Raw genomic sequence first — 20551 nt, forward strand, 5'->3', positions numbered from 1 at the left:
AATAAAATGTACTAATCTTTAACAGTGTTCAAATTCAGGCAGTTAGCGGGATTGATTATCATTATCGCCCATTTTTATAGATTATATTAGCAATTAAGATCACAGCAATTGCGGCTTAAGATTGACAGTTTTTGAACCCTTCATTAACTTAAGGCATAATTTACATAAACCCATATTACTCTTCCTCATTTCATCAATTTGAGTTATCAACTATTGGAGTCTTTGTTGCCTAGCCACATTTTTTCTGAGCAATTTAGCCAGTTAATCGACAAGCTAAACGCTATGAAGTTGGCTCACGCCAAAGAACACATAGTGCAGATTTCTGTGGAAGCAAAGTCAATTCCATTACTGTCTTGGTTAGGTGCTCAAACACAGTATCCACGAATTTATTGGCATGGGCGTGATAAACAGGAAGAAGTTGCCGCTATTGGCGCCTGTAAAGACTTCAAACAAGAACAAGAAATTGATGATGAATTACTGTCATCGATTTACCAATCACAACGCGGTAAAAGCAGTAATCAAGATATTCGCTATTATGGCGGCGTCGCGTTTGATCGCACAGTAGAATGCTGGCCTGATTTTGGGCGCACACGCTTTGTGCTGCCACGTATCGAACTTCGACGTCATGGCAATATTGTCAAACTCTTGGTCAACCTTAATTTTGAAGATACTGATCAACAAACTGAATGCGATGCTGCAATAGAAGCAATAGAGCAATTAAAGCCAGCCAAACCGCTATCACCACCTAATAAACTGCCATTGATGGGCCGTAGCGACTTACCTAATTATCAGCGTTGGAAAGAGCTGGTTGAACAGGTCACTCAACCCAAGTTCAATCAAACCACACCTAAAGTAGTGCTGTCTCGTCAAACTCAACTTGAAATTAATGATGTTGTCGACCCTTGGATGGTGCTGGCATGTTGGCAAGGCAGAAACCCAAATAGTTTCCAATTTGGCTTTCAGTTCAGCCCAGACAGAACCTTTATATCATGCTCGCCTGAGCGCTTATATTTGCGTAGACAAAAAGAATTGTTTACTGAAGCATTAGCTGGGACGACTGTGCGTGGGCTCAATCAGGAAGAAGATGAATTTTTAGCTAAACAGCTTTTAGAAGACTCAAAAAACAGCCATGAAAACCAATTGGTTAGACAAGAGATTGTTGATGTACTCACCCCTCTGAGCAATTATGTAGGTGCTGATGAATCAGCTAAAATCTTTAAACTCACCCATATTCAGCATTTACACCGCTCAATTCGCGCAGAGTTAAAAGCTGGCGTTAATGACTTTCAGTTACTTCAAGGCTTACACCCAACACCTGCGGTTGGCGGTTTACCAAAAGAATCGGCACTCAGTTTTATCCGCCAACGTGAAGGATATAATCGCGGTTGGTATGCCGGCGCTTGTGGTTATTTGAACAAATATGAAAGTGAATTTTCGGTGGCTATTCGCAGCGCCTTAATCGAACCGGGACGAATTAACCTGTTTGCAGGTGCTGGTATTGTCGCAGGCTCAGATCCTCTTGCTGAATGGCAAGAGCTTGAAAATAAACTCACCACTATTTTATCCATATTGGTCGAGCTATAACGCTCTGCTAACTTTAGCTACTTACACTCTAGCTACTTAACTAGTGCTTAGGTTTAGCTGACTAAACACCAAAAAACACAATTGATAGTTGCATCTTAATTTTTGCTCTCTATAATGCGTCCTCCTTGGCGTAGCTGACGATTTTTAATCCAATTTGGATAAAGAGCAAAACGTTCGCGATAATCAATCAAATAACACTGCCAACCTCATTCAAATACGGGTTCCCTCACCCCGTCTAACCCAATAAAAAGGCTACAACATGTTAAAACTAACGCAGGCGCAATGTCGTCGAGCACTGATGTTTCTTGTCAGTTTTCATATCATTATTATTTGTGCCAGTAACTACTTGGTACAACTCCCTTTTCAGATATTTGGCTATCACACCACTTGGGGTGCTTTCAGCTTTCCGTTTGTATATTTAGCCACCGACTTAACGGTCAGAATATTTGGTCAAAAAGCGGCTCGAAGTATTATTTTTAAAGCTATGTTGCCAGCGCTTGTGATTTCCTACGTTATGGGGGTTATTTTCCATAATGGCGCTTTTCAAGGTACTGATTCATTAGCTCAATGGAACCAGTTTGTATTTCGTATCGCCTTCGCCAGCTTTGTCGCTTACTTAGTCGGTCAGTTAATGGATATCACTGTATTTGCCAAAATGCGTAAAGCAAAAGCATGGTGGATTGCCCCTGCGGCATCAACCTTATTTGGCAACCTCGTTGATACTATTGTCTTCTTCAGTGTGGCTTTCTATGCCTCTACAGATACCTTTATGGCTCAACACTGGCCTGAAATTGCCATGGTGGATTATGCATTTAAACTTATTGTCAGTTTAGGTTTGTTCCTGCCTGCTTACGGTGTATTGCTCAAAGTGCTCAGCGAAAAGCTGATTACTACCAGCGCAAACACGGAAGAGAATAACGGCGATAAACCAGCTATAACCTAGCTATATCGACACTATTTATCGCCTTCGTCTTGCTTAAGCTCAAAATGATTGGCGATAATTTGATCGATACTGCACTTTTTAATCACTACCACGACCCAACTGGTACGATGAGATATAATGCTTAGGTGTTTTTTACCGTTTAAATTATCCATGCTAGATAGTTCAGAAAAGTTCTACTGTAAGCATGCTAAGTTTATCGGCCTTGCGGAAGATTAAATGTTAAATATCCAAATCGAAGCTCATACAGAGCTGACAGCTGAGCTAGCTGAAAAAATTGCCTTATTAACGGCTCAAATTAGTGAATTAGATCGTGCTCAAACGATTGAATCTATTGAGCAAAGGCTGAGTAACAAGACCAGCTTAATTCTACTGACTTATGTTGAAGGTGAGCTGGCTGGTTTTAAATTGGGGTACCAAATTGAAGCGCATTGCTTCTACAGTTGGTTAGGTGGTGTAGTGGCTGATTTCAGAAATATTGGTCTAGCAAAATCTATGCTTGAATACCAAGAGAAATGGGCTGCAGCACAGGGGTTTAGTCGTCTAGAAGTGAAAACCCGTAATCAATACAAAGCGATGCTGAATATGTTAGTGGCGAATCAATATCAGATCACACAGGTTGAAAGCCACAGCAATATTGCTAAAAATAAATTACATTTACAAAAGTCGCTTTAAATCATTGGCTTAACGACTTTTATGAAATGAAAAATGAAGAGTATTTTCAATTACGGTGCTTTTTTATAACAAAATTGAAAAATATTGAGCAATTGACTTGCAAACGCAAATGATAATGATTACTATTTAATTGCGTTCCAAAACTCAGTAATGTTAATAGCTTCATCTCCTATTAAACACGCTGAATTAGCACATCATTGCTCATACACTCTTTAAACGCCAGGCTCATCACCTGGCTTTTTTTCGCCTAAAATTTAGTGATTTAAAAACCTCTACTCGTGCCTTGTAGTCAGCTTTTAATTTCCGATTATATCTTTTCTTATTATCGTTCAGTGAATAGCACAGATTAAGCTCTTTCGTTAAACGCCCTCTCGTTATCTATTTCCCTAATCGACTTTCCATTAATGAGCATGCAAACACCCACATTTGATCCCCTTGGATACGACATATATACAACTTATGTAACAGTTTGTTTTTGAATGAAAAAACTAAAAATAAGACTAAAAATCAATACGGCAGAGACTAAAAAGGTTGTAAAGAGAATGTAAAGTAGGTAATTAATTTGAATAAATGATTGCAAACGATAATGAGAATGATTATTGTTTATGTGCGTTCCAAAGCTCAGTTAAGATAATAGCTTCATCTCCTATTACCCCTACTGAGTATGCAAGCACGACATTGCTCACACACTCTTTGTGGCCGGGTTCATCACCCGGCTTTTTTTTGCCTATAATTCGTGTTACGCCTTAGCTGTACCACATTTGTCACATCACACTTGCCACATAACATTTGTCGCATAAGATTAAATGACTCCCATAAATTAGCCATTCGTGTCATCTACCGCACCAAAATGTAAGCCATCATAAGGATTATCCGCTTGCTCTTCTTTGGCTTTATTATAAATACCAATAGAGAAAACAGTGCCCTTTCCTAATGTCGATTTAACTTCAATGGTGCCGCCAATGCGCTTAATAATACCGTAGCTCAACGATAGGCCTAAACCTGTTCCATCCTTGCGGGTGGTGTAAAATGGATCGAAGATTCGACTTAAGCGCTCTGGTGCAATCCCCACACCTTCATCTTCTACTTCTACTTTTACGCCCACCACGTTTCCATTTTCTATCCAGTCATCAGCTCTAATCCAGATCTTGCCTTTACTCTCAATTGCATGAGCAGCATTGACCACTAAATTAATCAACACCTGAATAACCTGAGGGCGGTTAACTTGGACCTCTGCGGTTGTATTGACTTGCTGAATCAGTTCTACTTTTTGCTTTTCAATCGAATGTCGAACCAGAACTAACACTTCTTCAATCATTGACTGTACTTGATGCATCTCTAGTGGGGCATTAAATTCACCAGGACGGCTGTATTGCAACAAACTGCGAATAATCGTGCTTATTCTACCAACCTGTTGGATCACTAACTCAATTTCTTCTTCGACCACATTTGCATTGGGGCCAAGTTCGTATTTCATCAACTCCATGTTACCCAAGATCACTGCCGTCGGATTATTAATCTCATGGGCAATACCAGCAGTTAACTCACCTAATGCTGTCAGCTTTTCATTGGTGACTAACTGTTGGCGAGTTTCATTAAGTAAGGCCACATTGCGTTGTAACTCTTCAGTTTTGTCTTGCAAGCTGCGAGTTCGCTCTTCTACTTTGACTTCAAGCTGCTCAGCAGCCGACTGTATCTGTAAGTTACGGCGCTGCAGTAAATCCAACATATGATCAAATTGTTCAGCAAGATTGGATAGCTCATTATCCCTATCTAACCCAAGCTCACCAATCCGCAAATCTCGGCCTGATTGCACCGCTTTTACCACATGGTGAATACGTTCGATTGGTTCAAGTAAGCTATTTGCTCCTCGATACACCAGAAAGCCAGACACCAAGAGCACTAACATTAATATGGTGCCCAGTTCGATGATGTTTAAGATATAGGTGTGAATGAATGGCGCTTCAGAAAAGCCGGTGTAAATCATACCTATTCGTTTTCCACGAACATCTTCTAACGGTGAGTAACCTGAAATAAACCAATCATTCAATACGAAAGCACGATCAACCCATGGCGTGCCGTCAACCAACACCTTTTGACGAACTTCTTCGGATACTAATGTGCCTAACGCCCGTGATTGGAGATCTTTATTCGGAGAGAACATGTCCATAGGCACATTGGTACTAATCCGTGCGTTATCTAAAAAGATAGTCACGGTGCCTATTGAGCGCTCAGGTAATGTACCTTTATCGTAAACAAGATCCCGGATGTGGTCGACAATAACCGTATCTCGATTGAACAATGTTGCCCCATCCAGATACCAGCTTACTTGACCTGATTCATCAGCAATCGGCAGCAGTGTCCGGCTTAACATGCCCCGAGTTTCAGCAAGCTTTGTTGGCTCTTCTGCACGCATAGTTGCAGACAATGGCACCCTTGCGAGTTTAGCTAAACTCGGATCTAACCTGTCTAATCGTTTAGCAGATAACACCATTAAACCTGATAAGGCTTTGTTTTCAACTCTAGGCAACATCTGACGTAAATCTGGATCGGCATTCGCTTCTTCGAGCCTGATTAATCGTAAGACATCTAACTGAAGAATATCTTTTTGCTGTTTGAGGTAACGATTGAGCGCGGCTAACTCACTTTGATTCCCTTTATCGACTTCTAGGAATGCATTTTGAAAATCCCAAGACTTACTAACATTAAGTAGTTGAATCTCTTGTTGCTTTTGAACCTGTTCTAAGGTGTTGGTTGCCACAGTTAAATCAGCTTTTACTTTCATAAACAGCTGCTTGCCTGTGTAGCTGATATTCCAGTAAATAGTGATGAAAACTAAACTGATCAAGGTAAGTAAAATCGGTAACAGAGTTAATATCAGGATGCGATAACGCACCTTGGCCTGCATTTGCTGCCAACTGACTCCAAAAAACTGACTAAAAACAGACACGATTTAGTCTTCCTTATCCGATTCGACTTCAAACCATTCTTTATATTTACGATCCAGTGTTTTACGCGAAACACCTAAATCTCTTGCTGCTGCAGACTTATTACCGCTATGAGCATCAACAACGCTCATGACATGTTGCTTTTCAACTTCCTTTAGCGGCCAACTGAGTGGATAGCCTGCTTGCGTTACCACTTCTGCTTGTTCATTTTTCTTCCAGTATTCTGCCGGTGGCTTACCCAATAAAATGCAGCGTTCAATCATATTACGCAGTTCACGGATATTACCTGGCCACTCATGTTGCTGCAGTACCTGCAAATCTTCATGACTCCATACGACTTCTTTAACTCCAAGCTCACGAGCAAGCTGCCAGGTAAAGTGATGGGTTAACTCAATCACATCTTCAGGGCGAGTACGCAGCGGTGGAATTAAAATATTTAAGACATTCAAACGATAGTACAAGTCACTCCGGAAATTCCCTTCGGCAACTTCCTCAGATAAAGTACGGTTGGTTGCAGCTAATACCCTGACATCAATAGCGACTTCTTTCTCACTACCTACTGGTCTAATCGCTTTTTGCTCAAGTACTCGCAATAACGCAGTTTGCATTTTCATTGGCATCTCGCCAATTTCATCTAAAAAAATGGTGCCACCAGTGGCGAAGTGAAATAACCCTTCTCGATTACCTTTTGCACCTGTAAATGCCCCCGCAGTATGCCCAAACAGTTCACTGCCTAATAGCTCTGGCGCAATAGCGCCGCAGTTAACTGGCACAAAGGGACCTGTACGACCACTCAGTTGATGTAATTGTCTTGCAACTAATTCTTTACCTGTACCTGATTCGCCTTCAATCAAAACGACTGCATTGGTTGGCGCTACGCGCTCAATAACCTGTTTAACTTCAACCATTGCATCACTGTTACCAATCATGGTGGTTGAATGGCCACTGGATAGCTCTCGGCGCAACATAAAGTTTTCACGCTTAAGTAAGCGTCTTTCAATACAGCGGTCCACCGATGTCATCATTTGCTCTAAATGAAATGGTTTCATGATGAAATCAGATGCGCCAGCTCGTAAGGCTTTAATCGCCACATCCATATCGGCATAGCCAGTCATAAAGATGATATCTGAGCGGCGTTCTTTTTCGTTTAAGGCTTCATGCCATTCTATGCCCGAACGATCAGGTAGACGGATATCGACAATCAGTAAGTCAAAATGGCCGCGGCTACGAAGCTTTTCAGCTTCTTCAATCGTTGAAGCCGTTTCGACTAACGCAAATTTCTTTGATAATGCCTTTCTAAGGAAGCTACGCATCCCTGGTTCATCATCAACAATCAAAACCGAAACAGCAGTCGGTAGTGGTTTTGAATTTGATTCATTATTGTTCATATGGCTTCTACTTTGGACATTTTGACTAGATTTAACATTATCGTACCATTAAAAATCTAGCTGTGGGTCAGTTTGCCCTACAGAATTAGACCCGTGGGACAATTTGTCTGTTAAACCTCAATTGAATGCGAGAGTTAGATCACACTTTTTAATTTTGTCGTGATCAACATTTTTCTGACTCACTCTGGCATAGTAATTGCCTTTGCATTTAACTGTTTTGGGCAACAACGCCCTCGTTTTCGAAATACATTAATTGGCACGGCTTGGTGTCAATGCAATTCAGTATTTTCAAGGAGCTAGAATGTTTAATTTTAAGTCAAGTTTAACCGCTTTAATCGGTATGGCATTACTGAGTAGCACAATGGTAAGTGATACCGTTGAAGCAAACGAAGTCATCAAATTAGCCACGACCACCAGCACGGATAACTCAGGACTTTTACGCGCTATTTTGCCGACTTTTGAAGCGGAATCTGGTTACAAAGTTCAAGTGATTGCAACGGGTACAGGTAAGGCATTAAAACTTGCACGTCAAGGAGACGTAGACGTAGTCATGACTCACGCTCCAGCAGCTGAGGCAAAATTTGTTAATGAAGGTTACGGTACGACGCCTCGTGGCATCATGGAAAATGACTTTGTGGTTTTAGGCCCGAAGAACGATCCAGCGAAAATGGCAGGCAGTACAGACGTTGTTGAAGCCTTCAAAAAAGTCGCTAAAACTGAGAATACTTTCATTTCTCGTGGTGATAATTCTGGCACCAACATGAAAGAGCTCGCAATTTGGAATGAAGCTTCTGTAACACCTGACTTTTCAGGCTATACTTCTATTGGTCAGGGTATGGGTAAGACTCTACTGATGGCAAATGAAAAACAAGCATACACCCTTACCGATCGTGGTACGTTTGTTGCTTATAAATCTAAATTAGATTTAACGATTACTTTCGAAGGTGGCGACGCATTAGCCAATCCTTATCAGATCATGTTAATTAATGCAGACAAATATCCTGATTTAAATCATCAAGGAGCGAAAGCATTGAGCGATTGGTTTATTAGCCCTAAAGCTCAGCAGATGATTAATGACTTTAAAGTTCAGGGAGAACAATTGTTTAAGGCAACATATAAGTAATGAATGAAGGCTGGTTAGCCCTAATGCAGCAAGCTTTTAGCTTGCTGCTTTCTTTAGATCCAGACGTATGGTCTATCATAAGTGTTTCTTTTTCGGTTTCTTTTGCGGCATTAATCATCACATTAATACCGTCGATTGTGCTTGGTTTTTTCCTAGCCTCTTATCAATTCCCAGGACGCTGGTTTGTCACTAATATCGTCCAAACACTTCAATCTATTCCAACTGTTGTTATCGGTTTGCTGGCTTACCTGCTGCTTACCCGAAATGGACCTTTAGGGGATTTACGCTGGCTGTTCACGCAAGAAGGTATGATCCTCGGGCAAATGATGATTTGCGCGCCAGTCTTAATCGCTTTATCCCAAGCCGCGTTTAGCAGTATTGATAAACGTGCTTATGAAACATCTCGTACGTTAGGCGCTTCATGGCAACGCGCTATTTGGACTGTTTGTCGTGAATTACGCGTGCCATTATTATTGGCAGTGATTGCAGCCTTTAGCCGTATTCTTACCGAAGTGGGTTGTTCGATGATGGTCGGCGGTAACATTCTGCATCACACTCGAAATATTCCTACGGCCATTGCCCTTGAAACCAGTAAAGGTGATTTTGCTCAAGCGATTGCTTTAGGCCTTGTGCTGTTAATTTTAGCCATTGTGATTAACTTCGCTATCGGCTCTTTGCGTGGTAAAGCCATGCCTAGGAGTCAATAATGACTGCTAAGCTCACTGCACAAAATGTCAGTATCAACTTTAAAGAGCGTAAGTTGTTTGAGTTCGATAATTTATCATTCTGCGAAGGGGATGTTATCTATCTTCAAGGTGATAACGGCTCAGGTAAGTCAACGTTAATGAAACTGATTGCAGGTATTATTAAGCCCAATTCAGGTGACGTTATCGCTACCGGTTTTGCGCCTAAAAAGTGGTGGCAGTCTAATTCATTACTTGGCAAAGCTGTTTATTTACATCAACATGCATACCTGTTTGACGGCTCGGTTGAATACAACTTGCGTTACGCCTTACCAAAAACTCGTTTTAGCCCTCAAGAGTTACAAGCAAGAATCGCTCAAGCGATTGAAAGTGCGCAACTTGGCTCATTACTAAAAAGTGATGCCACGGACTTATCTGGTGGTGAGAGACAGCGCCTCGCCATTGCAAGAGCATGGATAACTCAACCCAAGTTATTGATGCTTGATGAACCGATTTCTAACATGGATAAGCAGTCACAAAAACTAGTTTTAGCCATGATTAATATTTTAAAACAAGAAGGTACTGGGCTGCTGATCAGTAGCCATCAAACCTGTGGTTTAACAGCTTTATGCCAAAAGCATTGGCATATCTCAGAGCAAAAAGTTGTTGAAAGTAGCCATATACCTAGCTTTGAACAATCTCAGGAGTTTCACTATGTCAGTGCAAATTGATGCGGTGATTTTAGCTGGCGGTATGGCCCGAAGAATGGGCGGTATCGACAAAGGTTTGGTTGAGCTTAGCGGCAAACCAATGATTAGCCACACCATTGAGCGTGTTAAACCACAAGTTGATCGTATTATGATTAACGCTAACCGCAATCAAGAGCAATATGCCGCTCTGGGTTTTGATGTGCTCAGCGATAAAGAAACAGGCTATTTAGGTCCTTTAGCTGGTATGGTCACTGCAATGGACAACACTCAAGCAGAGTTACTGTTGGTTGTGCCTTGTGATAGTCCAATGTTACCAAAGGATTTATGTGAACGTATGTATGCATCGCTTGTAGAAGCCGATGCCGATATCGTAGTTGCCAGCGACGGTGAATATCAACAACCTGTGGTCATGTTGCTTAAGCCGCATTTGAAAACATCAATGCAGGCATTTCTAGATGCTGGCGACCGTAAAATTTTCCTTTGGTATGAACAACACAAATATGTGGTCACAAGCTTTGCTGACCAACCCAATGCATTTGTTAATGTGAATACACTTGAACAAAAACTTGTCATCGAAAATGGCAAATAATCTGTGGCAACACAGTGATAAGCCAACAATGAGGTCTTTATGAGTATACCGTTTACCAATCCGCTAAGTATTCCAGTTCTCGGATTTTGTGCCTATAGTGGCACCGGTAAAACCACCTTATTAAAACAGTTAATTCCAGAGCTTAACCGCCGTGGCGTTCGTTTAGCTGTGATTAAACATGCTCACCACAACTTCGATGTTGATATCCCAGGTAAAGACAGCTACGAAATGCGCAAAGCTGGCGCTAAGCAGATGCTAGTCGCTTCACATGTACGATGGGCACTCATGACAGAAGATGCCGTAGAATGCGATCCTGAACTGCCGCATTTACTCGCGCAAATCGAAGCCGATAAAGTCGATATCGTCTTGGTTGAAGGGTTTAAAAAACTTGAGTTGCCGAAGATTGAATTACACCGAGCTGCACATGGAAAACCACTCATCCACACTCACGATGACAACATTGTTGCCATTGCCTGTTGTGATGAAACTGACACCCCTGCGGAGCTAACGCGTTTAGACTTAAATAATGTCGGTCAAATTGCAGACTTTGTTATTGAATACCAAACCAATTGGCAAGCTCCAGCGCTTGAGTTACCTATTCCGACGACAGCAACTGCTGTCACTGATGAGCAAAAGTTCTTATCTGTTGCTCAAGGTTTAGAGCAGTTGATGACAATGGTTAAACCGCTGGCAGACAGCGAACAAGTCACCATTGATGATGCCGCAAACCGGGTTTTAGCAACAGATGCTATTTCACCTGTGAATGTGCCACAGCAAACTAACTCAGCAATGGACGGCTATGCTTTTGCTTATAGCCAAGATAACAGTCCTAGCAATCCTGTTTCGCCACTTAAATTAATGGGCGAAGTCCTCGCTGGGCATGAATATCCTGGCACATTAGCTGCTGGCGAAGCTGTACGTATCATGACAGGCGCAACAGTGCCTAATGGTGCTGATACTGTTGAAGCACGTGAATTAGTGATTGAACAAGATGGTCATGTGCAATTACAAGGCAAAGTTGAAGCCGGTCAACATGTTCGCTTAGCGGGCGAAGATATTGCTAAAGACGCATTAGCCTTAGCAAAAGGTCATCGTTTGCAAGCTGCCGAACAAGGTTTATTAGCATCACTGGGTTTAGCTAAAGCTGATGTCGTGAAGCAACCTGTTATCGCAGTATTCTCAACTGGCGATGAAGTCAGCCAACCAGGTGAGCCACTTAAAGCTAACTGCATTTACGACTCAAATCGATACACCATAAAATCTATGGCGCAAAAGCTGGGCTGTAAGGTTATCGATTTAGGCATCATTGAAGATAGTGAAGATGCGTTAACGAGTGCTCTGCAACAGGCCAGCGTAGATGCTGATATCGTGATAAGTTCTGGCGGTGTTTCTGTTGGTAATGCTGATTACATCAAAACCGTATTAGCTAAAATTGGCGCGATTAACTTTTGGCGTATCAACATGCGTCCAGGGCGACCTCTTGCATTTGGGACCGTGAACGACAGCTTATTCTTTGGCTTACCAGGTAACCCAGTTGCGGTAATGGTGTCATTTTTACAGTTCGTGCAACCAGCTATTCGCAAATTAGCGGGCGAAACCGACTATACACCACAGTATTTACCTGCAATTACCGATAGTATGTTGCGCAGTAGAACAGGACGAACAGAATTTGTTCGTGGCCAGTATCATTTAAGCAATGATGGACGATTACATGTAGCCACTACTGGGGCACAAGGTTCAGGGATGTTGAACTCGATGGTAAAAGCAAATTGTCTGATTGTTATCGGTGAAGCCGAAGATTCAGTCATGCCAGGCCAACAAGTCTACATTCAGCCATTCGCTGAACTGTTATAACTAACCATAAGATGTGCTAATTCATGAGTTTAATCGTCGACAAGTTTAATCGAAAAGTAGAATACTTACGTTTATCGGTCACTGACCGTTGTGATTTTCGCTGTGTATATTGCATGAGTGAAGATCCAAGCTTTTTACCCAAAGACCACGTACTAAGTCTTGAAGAACTCGCATGGATTGCACAAGCTTTTACTGAGTTAGGCGTGAAGAAAATTCGCCTAACAGGTGGTGAGCCATTAGTCAGAACTGACTGTGACAAGTTAATTGATTTGCTGGGTAAATTACCTGGCTTAGACGACTTATCGATGACCACCAATGGCTCTCGATTAAGTAAGCTTGCTCAGCCTATGCATGATGCAGGTTTGAAACGTCTGAACATCAGTTTAGACACTTTAAATCCTGAGTTATTCACTGAAATGACCCGCAACGGTAAAGTTGATCGCGTTATTGCAGGTATTGATGCCGCAAAAGCGGCTGGATTTAAACACATCAAAATCAACGCTGTTATTTTACGCGGTAAGAACGATCATGAAGTGATCGATTTAATTGATTTTTGTCGTGAACGAGAACTCGATATTGCCTTCATTGAGGAAATGCCATTAGGTGTTATTGATGAGCGTAAACGCAGTCGTCACTGCTCAAGTGAAGAAGTTAGAGGCATTATTGAAGATACTTATCCACTGATACCTTCAAGTAAACGCACTGGTGGCCCAGCTCGCTACTTTAAGATGGCAGACAGTGATATTCACATTGGCTTTATTTCTCCACACAGCAATAACTTCTGTCACGAATGTAATCGTGTCCGTGTCACCGTAGAAGGTCGTTTGCTGTTATGTTTAGGTAATGAAAACTCTGTCGACCTTAAGGCTATTGTACGTGAATTCCCTGGTGATATTGGCAAGCTGAAAGAGGCTATCATGGACGGTATTCAACATAAGCCTAAAGAGCATTATTTTGGCACAGATGATGATGTGCAAATCCTACGTTTTATGAATTCCACAGGCGGCTAACCGTTCTAGTCATTCATATAAAAGGTGATGTTATCGATACATCACCTTTTATATTGCTTTAATTTCCCGCGCAACTTGTCTTTTAAACCTCTCCTATGGGATAACTTTTTGCTATCGTGTTTTTGATATACACTGTGGCTAACAATCACTTACGCATTCGCTTATGGCTTTATCTCGAAAGAAGTGGAATAACATTCTCATCATTGCCTGTGTATTTATGGTCGCAGTGTTAACCTTTATCGACTCCAAAACCAATAAAATGCCCGATGATGCTCATGCGCTTTTTGATGACAGTAATCAATTGACCCAATTACAGTTAAATGGTGTTTGGCTCAATAAATCGAATGGTATTTGGCGTTGTGCAGACAGTGTATTGAATTGCCAATCGCTAGCGACAGCCTGGGAAGCATTAATGGTTTCTCCTGTTCAAATGACGGCAGGTGAGATCCAATCATTGCCAGCCTACGTAACACTATCCATCGCAATAAATCACCAACAGCAAGCTCAGCATTGGCAGTATTACCCTCAAGCAGGTTATTTACAGTCAACATCACAAAATTGGTACCAAATACCACCGAGCCTACGTAGCGAGCTAGAACCAGTGATTTCAAGCCAATAACTGATTTTCAATTCACGAGAAGCTCAACATCGTGAATCTCATAATACATAGCTAACAGACACTTAAACGGACTCATATGCCTGAATTACCAGAAGTTGAAGTAACCAAGCAGGGGATCTCACCGCACCTTGTCAATCAAACCGTGAGCGACCTCATTGTCAGAAATGCTTCCTTACGTTGGCCTGTGCCAGAGATATGTAAAAACATTATTGGCCAAACCATCAAACAAGTCCGCCGCCGCGCCAAATACTTGCTTATTGATACCGATGCTGGCGTCACCATCGTCCACTTAGGCATGTCTGGCAGCTTGCGGATATTACCCGCACACACTCCTGTAGAGAAACATGATCATATTGATCTGGTATTAGAAAACGGACGAGTGCTGCGATATAACGACCCGAGGAGGTTCGGAGCTTGGTTGTGGTATGAGCTACCAGAAGAGGCCCACCCATTACTGGCTAAACTTGGCCCAGAGCCCTTAAGTGATGCTTTTAACCCTCTGCAGTTACAAGCAGCATTAGCGAATAAGAAAAAAGCCATCAAGCTTTGCTTAATGGATAATCACATTGTCGTCGGTGCAGGAAACATATATGCAAACGAAGCGTTATTTGCTGCAGGCATTCACCCACAAGCCGCAGCGGGGAGTATTGATATTGAAAGGCTAACGATACTAGTCACTGAGGTGAAACAAATCCTCGCCCACGCTATCAAACAAGGTGGCACCACACTAAAAGACTTCACCAATGCTGATGGTAAGCCAGGATATTTTGCCCAAAAGCTTCATGTTTATGGGCGAGGCGGAGAAAGTTGTACTGAATGTGGTAATTTACTCAGTGAAATTAAACTTGGCCAACGCACCACAGTTTTTTGTGGGCTTTGCCAAACACACTAAGCCATATTTGGCAGGAGCCTCTACTGTCTGCAAAAGCTTACCTGATAAATTTTTGCGAACAGAAACAGTTATTAAAAGGCCTCAAATAGCATTTGAGGCTTTTTAATTTTAGAACTTATATTCGTATCGAGTGAATAATGTTCCATCGGTTTCACTGTCTTCAACTTCAAACTCAGACTGCGAAATAGTCCCACCTAAAGTCATCATGCCGCTTAAGAGTGGTAATCGATATGAAAACTCCAGCATCAGCAAGTCCTCTTTAGGCGGCTGAGGCGCCCAACCATGTGTCGGACTTTCGCCATCTTTATTGAGCTGGGCATACCTTAAAATTGAAGTAAACGCGTGGCTATTCTTAAACTGTCCCACCAAACCTAATGCATAAACCTGTGCATCACTGTCATAGGTGCTGCCAAATGCTCTGCCATGATAACGAGAGCCACTTTTATAAGTGCTATGTTCATAAAAACAGTTAAATTTAGTCGGGTCGTCACCACAAAAAACCATGGTATCTGTGTATTCGAAAAACAATTTATACTGTTGAGAATCAAAGCTAAAACGAGTGTCTACGCCGTACATTTTCCCGCAATCAACTATTTCCCAAGGCTGACCTTTTGAATCTTCACAGGTTCGCTCTAAAAATATACCAACCGGTACATCCCAAAATGTTTCTGAGTAACGAACATCAAAGCCTGCCATCTGGTTGCCGTAATTTGAACAACCGTCACCAGTATCGTTGCGGCAATCACGCTGTCCTGTGATTGACTTCCAAGCCGAGTCAAAATCACACTCTTGACCTTCACCACAAAATTGAGTGGTCCAAGAAAGACCTATTTCAAGCTGTCGCAACGGTTTAATAGAAGCGCGCAAGTTCCACAACAAAGCATGAGGAGCATAGCGTTCTTCCTCCATCATGCTAATACCACCAGTAAGCGTCCACGTACCTAGCCAAGATAACCAGGGCGTCTCAAATGCTTCTGCATTATTTCTGGCAAACATCAAAGACGGCATTGGGCGAGCATTGTTAGATTTGTGCAGCGCAGAATCAAACCCTGGCCCCCACCATTGCTCAATCGTGCCGGCAGTGACAATCCAGTTTCCAAGCACAACGGCCATATACGAGTCATCTAACCGAAATTCTTTATCATCTTCGGGATCGTAATTAGCAGATGCTGAGACCTTATAAGCAAATCGCTCTCCCAGATACTCATAAGATGCGCTTAACTCACCTTTCTCACGATATTCAGAACCAAAATGCTGAAAGCGAGCCTCATCAGTCGCCGCAGTAGCTGAAATACTGGTGTTACCTCGGTTTTCTACTGCATTTTGGTAATAAAAGTTAACCCGTGCAAATGCATCAATTAAAGCTGGCGACATTATTGAAGGTTCAGCTTTTTTTAAATCATTACCAATACCAGACCACATCAATGGAAAGGTGTTAATAGGCACAGTAATCACACCAGCATCTGCAAGTGCTTGAATGTCCGCTCGTAAATAAATATCTGAAGTATCGACCCATGGCGCAGCCATCACTGACGTGTTTAAGCAAAGCCCTAAGCCAAGCCCAGCTATGCCAAGTCCTAAAATACGTTTTCTAGGAAAGGAACATTTTTGAAATAACGACTGTGATAGTTTCATTTTTCGCTTAATCGGTGAAGGAAATGAGTAACGTAGTGAAAAATCCATTTCAATTTACGTGTTACGACTTAGTGAGTGCTATTTTTTGTAAAAGTGACTTCGCAACATCATGATGTACAAACTGACTGACATCTCCACCGTGCAAAGCCACCTCTTTCACTAAAGTTGATGAAATAAATGAATTTTCTTCCGCTGGGGTTAAAAATACACTTTCTAAATCAGGGCTTAATCGACGGTTCATATTCGCTAATTGAAATTCATATTCAAAATCTGACACTGCTCTTAATCCGCGCACTAGGACACTGGCATTCTGCTCTTTGGCAAAATCGACCAATAAGCCTGTAAAGCCAACCACTTCAACATTGTCTAAATGCGCTGTCACTAATTTAACCTGTTCAACACGCTCTTCGAGGGTAAACATGGGTTTTTTAGAAGGGTTTGATGCAATACCAATAATCACGTGACGGAAAAGTCTTGCTGCACGCTCAATCAAGTCAGCATGGCCATTAGTAACAGGATCAAAAGTGCCTGGATATATCGCTCGTCTATGCATGTAAAAGTCATTAATAAGAGTAATTATCGACAGTTTATCAGCATCAAATACACGCATCAAAGTTTGATTTAGAATCTAGATGCTTATTTCAAGTTTTAAACTTTTACTCTATTTATTTCTATTATCAAAATAATGAAATAAAACTCAAAAATATAAGAATAAAACCCAAATAATATGCCAGTAATGATCAATTAGCATCACAGGCCGAAGCCCTTTAGGAGTCTATAGAAAGTTATTTATTACAAACAATACGACCAAACGAAGTCATCATCACTGATGGCGGCTCAAAAGAGGAAACTCTGGCACTGATAGCTTCATATCCAAAAAAGTCAGGTTTAAAACAAATACAATGCTGGCAGGAAATTTAGGTTTCAGAGTGGCTAAGAGCCCAAATAATGTAACCGAAGCAACAAGATCTGAATATATAACCTGTATAGAAAGTGATAGAGTTTTCATCCACAGTTATTGAAGAACATCTTAAAAATACAAAACCTCAAAAAGAGTGAGGCTCTCTTCTACATTCAGTAAATAGGCAATCTCAGAGATCAGCCAACTTACCAGAGGCTCAATATTAATAGATCCGCAAATTGGCTACAAACTCTGCTCTCCACTCAGTAGATTGCTAAGTAAAGTAAACAGAAAGGCAGTGAACGTTGTAAGTGGCAACTTTAGTTTTTGGCGTGAGTTCAATGGTTGTGTTTTTGTTGGGGAAGATAAAGAGTTTTGTACTCGCCTAATAAATCATGGAGTATCAAAGAAAATGCTTAAATACTCAACTAATTGCTACCACTTGTATCCCTTGAGGAATCAAGAACTATGGAGACGGTTACTCAGAAGCTATATATTAATGTAATTTCAAATAAACTAACGTACTACCAGAGTGGCATTAATAAAACCTAAGCAATTACAGAAGAGAAGATAGTTTAGGTATTTTATTTTTATTCCATCTCACATTTTTTTCAAAACAAATTTTTTGCCAGATACGCTTAAGTGGATGTTTTTGAACGGTATGACGATTACCTAAGTTGCAGATTTCACTTTCAAAATCAGCTTCCAAAACCGGGAATGGCCTAACCACGTAGCAAGTTAATGCTTTTTCGTACCAAAACTGTATATCTATATCAATCGGCCTAGTGATCGGTGTGGCGGTAGCTAGCAACTTTTTAGCACCAGAAATCGATACAAACTGTCCACGAGTAGATGAAGGCAACTTTAAGCAAGTCGATAATGAGAATTTCTCTGTCAACTTCATCGTATCAATAACCGATTTTTGCTTACGTCCATGGCATAGCTTAATGTAATCCCAAGAGGAAGATAGCTCACTAATACTGTTAATTAATGAAAGTAACTCTTCATGCAATACCGAATCATCTTCTAAAATTAACGCAAAATCTAATTCTTGCTCAACCATCATGTTCCAGCTATTAATATGGCTCAAGTAACAACCAATCTCACCCACATTTAGTACTTTATCGTATTTCGCTAAATTATCTGATTCGTTAAACACAGCTTGAACTTCGGCTTCACTCAAATCTTTACCGTAAACAGCAGGTACTCTCTCATACTCAATATTGAGTTGCTCGAGTTGCTGATGCATAAAAGCCATTCGTTCAGTGCTTTTATCAAGATTTATAACAAACACTTTAAACTGCATAATGTTTTTTGTACCTTCCCAAGGCCAATCTCTCTTTTCGCTACATCGATTAACTCAGTGGTTAACTGTTGCAGTTTCGTTTAAATTATAATCCATTCGTTTATGGCTTTGGTTGACAGTCATAAGCGCAATATCGACTTCAATAGACCTCGATAATAAGAATAACAAAGGTTGAAATTAGTAAACTTATTAATATCAGTTACTTATTAATCATCACTCACATCTTTATCGGAAATTAACCATAACCCCCCACAATAACCCTTTGTTTTAAAATTGTTTTATATTCTTTATAACTTAGCTTAATTGTATACAATGTTTGTAAACTCGAAGCATTTGTTAGATCTAAACAAATTTTAAATACGACTCAAATAAAAGCACTGTGTGCACGTTAAAGGAGCCTATGATATATGAAAGAATCAAAATAAAAAGACCACAATGATAAAAGGTAGACTCCACTTCAACTCATAAATTAAAAAACATATTCGATATATCCGAAATCACGCCTTTACCTAGTGAGATAAAATAGAAGTTTAAAGCTAACAATATGTATTTGAAGCAGAGGTCATTAATATTATACTTACCGTATTAACCTACCAAATCTAAATGACTTTAATCATACACAACAACCTGCGCTAAAGGCTTAAATGAAAAAAATCCTTGTAATTCGACATGATAAAATTGGTGACTTCGTTTTAACCTGGCCAGCGTTATACCTGCTTAAAACAGCCTATCCAGAAGCTGAAATAGATGTATTTATAGCCCCAATAATGAAAGAGTTTGCTCTGCGTTGTCCTTATATTGACAACATCATCATTGATAATGGCGATGATGATGCAATTAGTACTGAAATTCATAAAAATAATTATGATGCAGCTATAGTAGCCTTATCAAGATATCGCATCTACAAAATTCTTAAGCCTTGTAATATACCTTATATGCTTGTTCCTAAAGTTGGTTGGTATCAATACTTCTACACCTATCGAGTCGATCACTCCTTCGATAGAGCAAAGCCAATGAGAAGGGCCAGCTGTAAGCTCGTTGATCACTTTTTAACAACTCATAATGTCAATATACCGGAACTTCCCAAAAAGCTTTGGAATATAGACTCAGAAAAAGACAAATGGCGTAAATATTATCATCAGCAAGGAAATGAAAAGCTTATTTTTGTTCATGCTGGTACGGGGGGCTCATCTGGGGCTGTGGCTGAAAATGATTTAGCCACGCTAGTTCAAGCAATAAACGCTAAAACCAAAGTGGATTGTCGTTTCATTTTAACGTTTGGAAAAAATGAGATTGTGATTGCAGAGCGCATAATGTCAACTTTATCAAACACTGAAATAAAGATTGAATTAGCAACACCCTTGGATAATCTTGCAGACTTTGCAGAATCGATTGTAGCAGCAGATATATTTATTGCCGGCTCTACAGGTCCAATTCATATAGCAGGGCTCCATAACGTTCCAACTGTAGGTTTTTATGCAGGTAGGCGCTCTGCACCACACATTAGATGGCAAACATTAACAGAAGAAAGTAAGCGTTTGCACTTTATGCCTCCAATTGGCAGAAAGACAGGTAGAGATATGTCGTTAATCAATTTCAAACAAGCCGCTGAAGATATTTCAAGCTTACTAGATAGACTTTACATTAAAAATTAATAGCATACATATAAAAAGAGCTACTTTAAAAGTAGCTCT

Annotated in this window: 18 protein-coding genes; 12 read left to right on the forward strand and 6 right to left on the reverse strand. The window is 40.8% G+C overall.

The window, feature by feature from the left end; translation table 11 throughout:
- Nucleotides 1-282: 282 nt before the first annotated feature.
- Both Q4600_RS11865 and Q4600_RS11870 read left to right on the forward strand, forming a co-directional pair.
- Nucleotides 283-1584, forward strand: a complete 1302-nt coding sequence (locus tag Q4600_RS11865; RefSeq protein WP_102527049.1) for an isochorismate synthase MenF — start codon at nucleotides 283-285, stop codon at nucleotides 1582-1584.
- A 259-nt stretch (nucleotides 1585-1843) separates the two neighbouring features.
- A complete protein-coding gene (locus Q4600_RS11870) occupies nucleotides 1844-2527 on the forward strand; it encodes a 7-cyano-7-deazaguanine/7-aminomethyl-7-deazaguanine transporter (protein ID WP_102527009.1) in 684 nt (227 codons plus the stop codon).
- Between the two features lie 11 nt (nucleotides 2528-2538).
- Here Q4600_RS11870 and Q4600_RS11875 read toward each other — a convergent pair whose 3' ends face one another.
- Complete coding sequence (locus tag Q4600_RS11875) at nucleotides 2539-2679, reverse strand: hypothetical protein (protein ID WP_229370550.1); 141 nt, start codon at nucleotides 2677-2679, stop codon at nucleotides 2539-2541.
- Between the two features lie 64 nt (nucleotides 2680-2743).
- Between Q4600_RS11875 and Q4600_RS11880 the strand changes: the two genes are divergently transcribed.
- Entirely contained in the window at nucleotides 2744-3199 is a 456-nt protein-coding gene (locus Q4600_RS11880; RefSeq protein WP_102527010.1) for a GNAT family N-acetyltransferase, read from the forward strand.
- An 820-nt stretch (nucleotides 3200-4019) separates the two neighbouring features.
- On the opposite strand, the gene Q4600_RS11885 is transcribed toward Q4600_RS11880, so the two are convergent.
- Nucleotides 4020-6149: a HAMP domain-containing sensor histidine kinase gene (locus tag Q4600_RS11885; RefSeq protein ID WP_102527011.1), complete on the reverse strand. Its 2130-nt coding sequence runs from the start codon at nucleotides 6147-6149 to the stop codon at nucleotides 4020-4022.
- A 3-nt stretch (nucleotides 6150-6152) separates the two neighbouring features.
- Nucleotides 6153-7535 carry a sigma-54 dependent transcriptional regulator gene (locus Q4600_RS11890; protein WP_102527012.1) on the reverse strand — a complete coding sequence of 461 codons (1383 nt, stop codon included), beginning with the start codon at nucleotides 7533-7535 and terminating at the stop codon, nucleotides 6153-6155.
- Between the two features lie 301 nt (nucleotides 7536-7836).
- Between Q4600_RS11890 and Q4600_RS11895 the strand changes: the two genes are divergently transcribed.
- The 8 genes from Q4600_RS11895 (at nucleotide 7837) to mutM (ending at nucleotide 15015) form a co-directional block, all read left to right on the forward strand.
- Nucleotides 7837-8658 carry a substrate-binding domain-containing protein gene (locus tag Q4600_RS11895; protein WP_102527013.1) on the forward strand — a complete coding sequence of 274 codons (822 nt, stop codon included), beginning with the start codon at nucleotides 7837-7839 and terminating at the stop codon, nucleotides 8656-8658.
- Complete coding sequence (locus tag Q4600_RS11900; RefSeq protein WP_102527014.1) at nucleotides 8658-9365, forward strand: ABC transporter permease; 708 nt, start codon at nucleotides 8658-8660, stop codon at nucleotides 9363-9365. The genes Q4600_RS11895 and Q4600_RS11900 overlap by 1 nt, the downstream gene beginning before the upstream one ends.
- Nucleotides 9362-10072, forward strand: coding sequence for an energy-coupling factor ABC transporter ATP-binding protein (locus tag Q4600_RS11905; protein WP_303516511.1), 711 nt, complete (start codon nucleotides 9362-9364; stop codon nucleotides 10070-10072). The genes Q4600_RS11900 and Q4600_RS11905 overlap by 4 nt, the downstream gene beginning before the upstream one ends.
- Entirely contained in the window at nucleotides 10056-10640 is a 585-nt protein-coding gene (mobA, locus tag Q4600_RS11910; RefSeq protein WP_303516334.1) for a molybdenum cofactor guanylyltransferase MobA, read from the forward strand. The genes Q4600_RS11905 and mobA overlap by 17 nt, the downstream gene beginning before the upstream one ends.
- Nucleotides 10641-10679: 39 nt before the next feature.
- Nucleotides 10680-12494, forward strand: a complete 1815-nt coding sequence (locus Q4600_RS11915) for a bifunctional molybdopterin-guanine dinucleotide biosynthesis adaptor protein MobB/molybdopterin molybdotransferase MoeA (protein ID WP_303516333.1) — start codon at nucleotides 10680-10682, stop codon at nucleotides 12492-12494.
- Nucleotides 12495-12517: 23 nt separating this feature from the next.
- Nucleotides 12518-13504, forward strand: a complete 987-nt coding sequence (gene moaA / locus Q4600_RS11920; protein ID WP_102527018.1) for a GTP 3',8-cyclase MoaA — start codon at nucleotides 12518-12520, stop codon at nucleotides 13502-13504.
- Between the two features lie 163 nt (nucleotides 13505-13667).
- A complete protein-coding gene (locus tag Q4600_RS11925; RefSeq protein ID WP_303516330.1) occupies nucleotides 13668-14123 on the forward strand; it encodes a hypothetical protein in 456 nt (151 codons plus the stop codon).
- A gap of 76 nt (nucleotides 14124-14199) precedes the next feature.
- The gene (gene mutM / locus Q4600_RS11930; RefSeq protein WP_303516328.1) at nucleotides 14200-15015 is read left to right on the forward strand and encodes a bifunctional DNA-formamidopyrimidine glycosylase/DNA-(apurinic or apyrimidinic site) lyase; all 816 of its coding nucleotides are present in this window, start codon (nucleotides 14200-14202) and stop codon (nucleotides 15013-15015) included.
- A gap of 108 nt (nucleotides 15016-15123) precedes the next feature.
- Here mutM and Q4600_RS11935 read toward each other — a convergent pair whose 3' ends face one another.
- The 3 genes from Q4600_RS11935 to Q4600_RS11945 form a co-directional block, all read right to left on the reverse strand.
- Nucleotides 15124-16542 carry a capsule assembly Wzi family protein gene (locus Q4600_RS11935; protein WP_303516509.1) on the reverse strand — a complete coding sequence of 473 codons (1419 nt, stop codon included), beginning with the start codon at nucleotides 16540-16542 and terminating at the stop codon, nucleotides 15124-15126.
- A 169-nt stretch (nucleotides 16543-16711) separates the two neighbouring features.
- On the reverse strand, nucleotides 16712-17203 hold the full coding sequence (gene coaD, locus Q4600_RS11940) for a pantetheine-phosphate adenylyltransferase (protein ID WP_303516325.1): 492 nt from the start codon (nucleotides 17201-17203) through the stop codon (nucleotides 16712-16714).
- Nucleotides 17204-18107: 904 nt separating this feature from the next.
- Nucleotides 18108-18857, reverse strand: a complete 750-nt coding sequence (locus Q4600_RS11945; protein ID WP_303516323.1) for a glycosyltransferase family 25 protein — start codon at nucleotides 18855-18857, stop codon at nucleotides 18108-18110.
- A 644-nt stretch (nucleotides 18858-19501) separates the two neighbouring features.
- Here Q4600_RS11945 and Q4600_RS11950 point away from each other — a divergent pair.
- Nucleotides 19502-20512: a glycosyltransferase family 9 protein gene (locus Q4600_RS11950; protein WP_303516321.1), complete on the forward strand. Its 1011-nt coding sequence runs from the start codon at nucleotides 19502-19504 to the stop codon at nucleotides 20510-20512.
- Nucleotides 20513-20551 lie beyond the last annotated feature (39 nt).

Source organism: Shewanella sp. 2_MG-2023 (assembly GCF_030548905.1).
Taxonomy (GTDB): Bacteria; Pseudomonadota; Gammaproteobacteria; order Enterobacterales; family Shewanellaceae; genus Shewanella; species Shewanella electrodiphila.

Bases quoted from the DNA above. Each gene is read 5' to 3' on its own strand.
- Q4600_RS11895 (WP_102527013.1), top strand. From the start codon at position 7,837: ATGTTTAATTTTAAGTCAAGTTTAACCGCTTTAATCGGTATGGCATTA.
- Q4600_RS11875 (WP_229370550.1), bottom strand. From the start codon at position 2,679: ATGGATAATTTAAACGGTAAAAAACACCTAAGCATTATATCTCATCGT.
- Q4600_RS11935 (WP_303516509.1), bottom strand. From the start codon at position 16,542: ATGGCTGCGCCATGGGTCGATACTTCAGATATTTATTTACGAGCGGAC.
- Q4600_RS11890 (WP_102527012.1), bottom strand. From the start codon at position 7,535: ATGAACAATAATGAATCAAATTCAAAACCACTACCGACTGCTGTTTCG.
- Q4600_RS11925 (WP_303516330.1), top strand. From the start codon at position 13,668: ATGGCTTTATCTCGAAAGAAGTGGAATAACATTCTCATCATTGCCTGT.
- Q4600_RS11870 (WP_102527009.1), top strand. From the start codon at position 1,844: ATGTTAAAACTAACGCAGGCGCAATGTCGTCGAGCACTGATGTTTCTT.
- moaA (WP_102527018.1), top strand. From the start codon at position 12,518: ATGAGTTTAATCGTCGACAAGTTTAATCGAAAAGTAGAATACTTACGT.
- Q4600_RS11945 (WP_303516323.1), bottom strand. From the start codon at position 18,857: ATGCAGTTTAAAGTGTTTGTTATAAATCTTGATAAAAGCACTGAACGA.
- mutM (WP_303516328.1), top strand. From the start codon at position 14,200: ATGCCTGAATTACCAGAAGTTGAAGTAACCAAGCAGGGGATCTCACCG.
- Q4600_RS11900 (WP_102527014.1), top strand. From the start codon at position 8,658: ATGAATGAAGGCTGGTTAGCCCTAATGCAGCAAGCTTTTAGCTTGCTG.
- Q4600_RS11865 (WP_102527049.1), top strand. From the start codon at position 283: ATGAAGTTGGCTCACGCCAAAGAACACATAGTGCAGATTTCTGTGGAA.
- mobA (WP_303516334.1), top strand. From the start codon at position 10,056: ATGTCAGTGCAAATTGATGCGGTGATTTTAGCTGGCGGTATGGCCCGA.
- Q4600_RS11950 (WP_303516321.1), top strand. From the start codon at position 19,502: ATGAAAAAAATCCTTGTAATTCGACATGATAAAATTGGTGACTTCGTT.
- Q4600_RS11880 (WP_102527010.1), top strand. From the start codon at position 2,744: ATGTTAAATATCCAAATCGAAGCTCATACAGAGCTGACAGCTGAGCTA.
- Q4600_RS11915 (WP_303516333.1), top strand. From the start codon at position 10,680: ATGAGTATACCGTTTACCAATCCGCTAAGTATTCCAGTTCTCGGATTT.
- coaD (WP_303516325.1), bottom strand. From the start codon at position 17,203: ATGCATAGACGAGCGATATATCCAGGCACTTTTGATCCTGTTACTAAT.